3 protein-coding genes are annotated in these 3,269 nt (G+C 70.8%); 1 reads left to right on the top strand and 2 read right to left on the bottom strand.

Annotation, left to right across the window (positions count from 1 at the left end; genetic code table 11):
• Nucleotides 1–19: 19 nt before the first annotated feature.
• Entirely contained in the window at nucleotides 20–439 is a 420-nt protein-coding gene (gene paaI / locus ACOV8S_RS27175; protein WP_448321031.1) for a hydroxyphenylacetyl-CoA thioesterase PaaI, read from the bottom strand.
• A gap of 410 nt (nucleotides 440–849) precedes the next feature.
• Between paaI and ACOV8S_RS27170 the strand changes: the two genes are divergently transcribed.
• Nucleotides 850–2,541, top strand: a complete 1,692-nt coding sequence (locus ACOV8S_RS27170; protein WP_448321029.1) for a carbohydrate-binding module family 20 domain-containing protein — start codon at nucleotides 850–852, stop codon at nucleotides 2,539–2,541.
• A gap of 78 nt (nucleotides 2,542–2,619) precedes the next feature.
• On the opposite strand, the gene ACOV8S_RS27165 is transcribed toward ACOV8S_RS27170, so the two are convergent.
• A partial coding sequence (locus tag ACOV8S_RS27165; RefSeq protein WP_448321027.1) for an ABC transporter permease occupies nucleotides 2,620–3,269 on the bottom strand: 650 nt, incomplete at its 5' end.

Genomic DNA, 3,269 nt, shown 5'->3' with positions numbered 1-3,269 from the left:
GCCCTGGGGCGGCCCGCGGTCAGCCCGCTGCGCCACGGAGCGCGCGGCTGCGGCCGCGGAACTCCGCGACCACCTCATCCCCGCGACGGAGCGTGACGTCGTAGATGCCGCTGCGCCCGAAGCTGGTGCGCTCCACGGCGGTGGCCACCAGAAGGTCGCCCTCGTGCACCGGGGCGACGAAGTCGATGTCGGCACCCGCCGCGACGGTCACCGGTCCGCGGCTGTTGCAGGCGCAGGCGAAGGCCGTGTCGGTGAAGAGGAACAGATAGCCGCCATGGCCGATGCCGTGGCCGTTCACCATCGCGCGGGTCACCCGCATCCGGCACACCGCCGTGCCCGGGCCGTGCTCCACCAGCTCGATGCCGAGTGCGGCCGAGGCCGCGTCGGCGGCGAACATCGTCTCCGCCGGACCGGGGGAGCCCTGAGCGGTCTGCGTCATGGAGAATCACCACCGTGGGTTACCGACCGAACATTCGGTATTCGTGTGTGAGGGCCAGTAGTTCAGCCACGCGAAGGGCTGTCAAGAGGCGGCGGCGGAGGGGTCCGTGATCGTTTGCGGGCCCGTTCGGAGGGTGTCGACGGGCCCGGTGGGGCGCGGGCGGATGCGATCTGGGCGGCGGCGGGCGAAGCGCCCGCATTGCTCCGGTGATCTTGGAAGCGGTTGCTGCGCGAAGGGTTGACGCCTGGTCGGGCCGCTCGTACGGTCGCGACCGCACCCCAGTTGCAAGAGCTTGCAGCAAGCCCCGTCGGGTTCTTGCACCGGGATGCGACGCGGAAGTGCCCCTGTGGTTCCCCCTGCAACGCGCGCACCTTCTCCCCCCCTTTCCTTCTCCCCTCCGTGGAGGACACATGGCCAAAAAGACCATGGCCGCGACTCTCGCCCTGGTGGCGGGAGCCGCCCTGGCCGTCGTGGCGGCGCCGACGACGGCGCAGGCCGCCCCGCCCGGCGACAAGGACGTCACCGCCGTCCTGTTCGAGTGGAAGTTCGCCTCGGTCGCCAAGGCGTGCACCGACCAGCTCGGACCGGCCGGCTACGGCTACGTCCAGGTCTCGCCCCCGCAGGAGCACATCCAGGGCTCCCAGTGGTGGACCTCGTACCAGCCCGTCAGCTACAAGATCGCCGGACGCCTCGGCGACCGCACCGCGTTCAAGAGCATGATCGACACCTGCCACGCGGCGGGCGTCAAGGTCGTGGTCGACACGGTGATCAACCACATGTCGGCCGGGTCGGGCACCGGCACCGGCGGCTCCTCGTACACCAAGTACAACTACCCGGGCCTGTACTCCGCCCCGGACTTCGACAACTGCACCGCCCAGATCAGCAACTACGGCGACCGGGCCAACGTGCAGAACTGCGAACTGGTCGGCCTGGCGGACCTGGACACCGGCGAGGACTACGTGCGCGGCCGGATCGCCGCGTACATGAACGACCTGCTCTCCCTGGGCGCCGACGGCTTCCGGGTGGACGCCGCCAAGCACATGCCCGCGGCCGACCTCGCGAACATCAAGTCCCGGCTGACCAACCCGAACGCGTACTGGAAGCAGGAGGTGATCCACGGCGCCGGTGAGGCCGTCCAGCCCGACGAGTACCTCAACACCGGTGACGTCCAGGAGTTCCGGTACGCCCGCGACCTGAAGAGGGTCTTCAGCAACGAGAACCTGGCCTACCTGAAGAACTACGGGGAGTCCTGGGGCTACCTCGGCTCCTCCAAGGCCGGCGTCTTCGTCGACAACCACGACACCGAGCGCAACGGCGAGACCCTCAACTACAAGGCCGGCGCCACCTACACCCTGGCCAACGTCTTCATGCTGGCCTGGCCGTACGGCTCCCCGGACGTCCACTCCGGCTACGAGTTCAGCAACAACGACGCCGGCCCGCCCAACGGCGGGCAGGTGAACGCCTGTTACAGCGACGGCTGGAAGTGCCAGCACGCCTGGCGGGAGATCTCTTCCATGGTTGCCCTGCGCAACACCGCGCGCGGACAGGCGGTGACCAACTGGTGGGACGACGGCGGCGACCGGATCGCCTTCGGCCGCGGCAGCAAGGCCTACGTGGCCATCAACCACACCGGCACCGCCCTGTCGCGCACCTTCCAGACCTCACTCGCCGCCGGTGACTACTGCGACGTGCAGTCCGGCCGGGCCGTCACCGTCAACTCCTCCGGGCAGTTCACAGCCACCCTCGCCGCCGAGACCGCGGTGGCCCTGCACGCCGGGGCCCGCACCTGCTCCGGCACCGTCCAGCCGTCCGCCGGCGCCTCGTTCAAGGTGAACGCGACCACCGTCGTCGGCGAGAACATCCACGTCGCCGGTGACTGCGCGCAGCTCGGCGGCTGGGACACCGCGAAGGCGCCGAAGCTCGACCCGGCCGCCTACCCGGTGTGGAGCCTGGACGTGGCGCTGCCCGCCGGCACCACCTGCGCCTACAAGTACGTGCGCAAGAACGCCTCCGGCGCCGTCACCTGGGAGTCGGGCGCCAACCGCACCCTCACCGTGCCGTCCACCGGCCGGATCACGCTGAACGACACCTGGCGCGCCTGACCGCGGCAGAGGAAAAGGGGCGGCCGGGGTGCTCACGAGCACCCCGGCCGCCCCCTGTTTCGTACGGGAGCGGCGCGGTCAGGACACGACGTCCTTGCGGGCGAACCCGCGGAACGCCAGGGCGAAGAGCACCAGCGCGTAGGCGACCGACACCGACATACCCTGGATCATCGCGTCCCAGACCACCTGCGGCTGGATGGCGTCCGCCCAGGCGAACTGCCAGTGCGCGGGCAGGAACTCACGCCACTGCCCGAGCGCCTCCACCTGGTCCAGCACGCTGCCGGCGATGGTGAGGCCCACCGCCCCGCCCACCGCGCCCAGCGGCGCGTCGGTCCGGGTGGAGAGCCAGAACGCCAGGCCGGCGGTCACCAGCTGGGAGACGAACAGGTAGCCGACGACCACCGCCAGCCGCCACAGGGCGTCGGTGAGCGGCAGCGCGCCGCCGGTGGGGATCCGCAGCGGGCCCCAGCCGTAGGCGACCGAGCCCACCGCGAGGGCGACCAGGGGCAGCCAGATCATCGCGGCCAGGCTCATGGTCAGCCCGACGGCCAGCTTGGACCACAGCAGCCGCATCCGGGGCACCGGAGCCGCCAGCAGGTAGCGCAGCGAGGACCAGTTGGCCTCCGAGGCCACCGTGTCCCCGCAGAACAGCGCCACCGGCACCACCAGCAGCAGGCTCGCCGAGACGAACAGGCAGGTCGCGGCGAAGTTCGCGCCCGAGGCGGTCG

This window comes from Streptomyces sp. CO7 (assembly GCF_053474865.1).
Note: the sequence above shows the minus strand (reverse complement) of the source record. Positions and strands in the feature narration are given on the sequence as shown.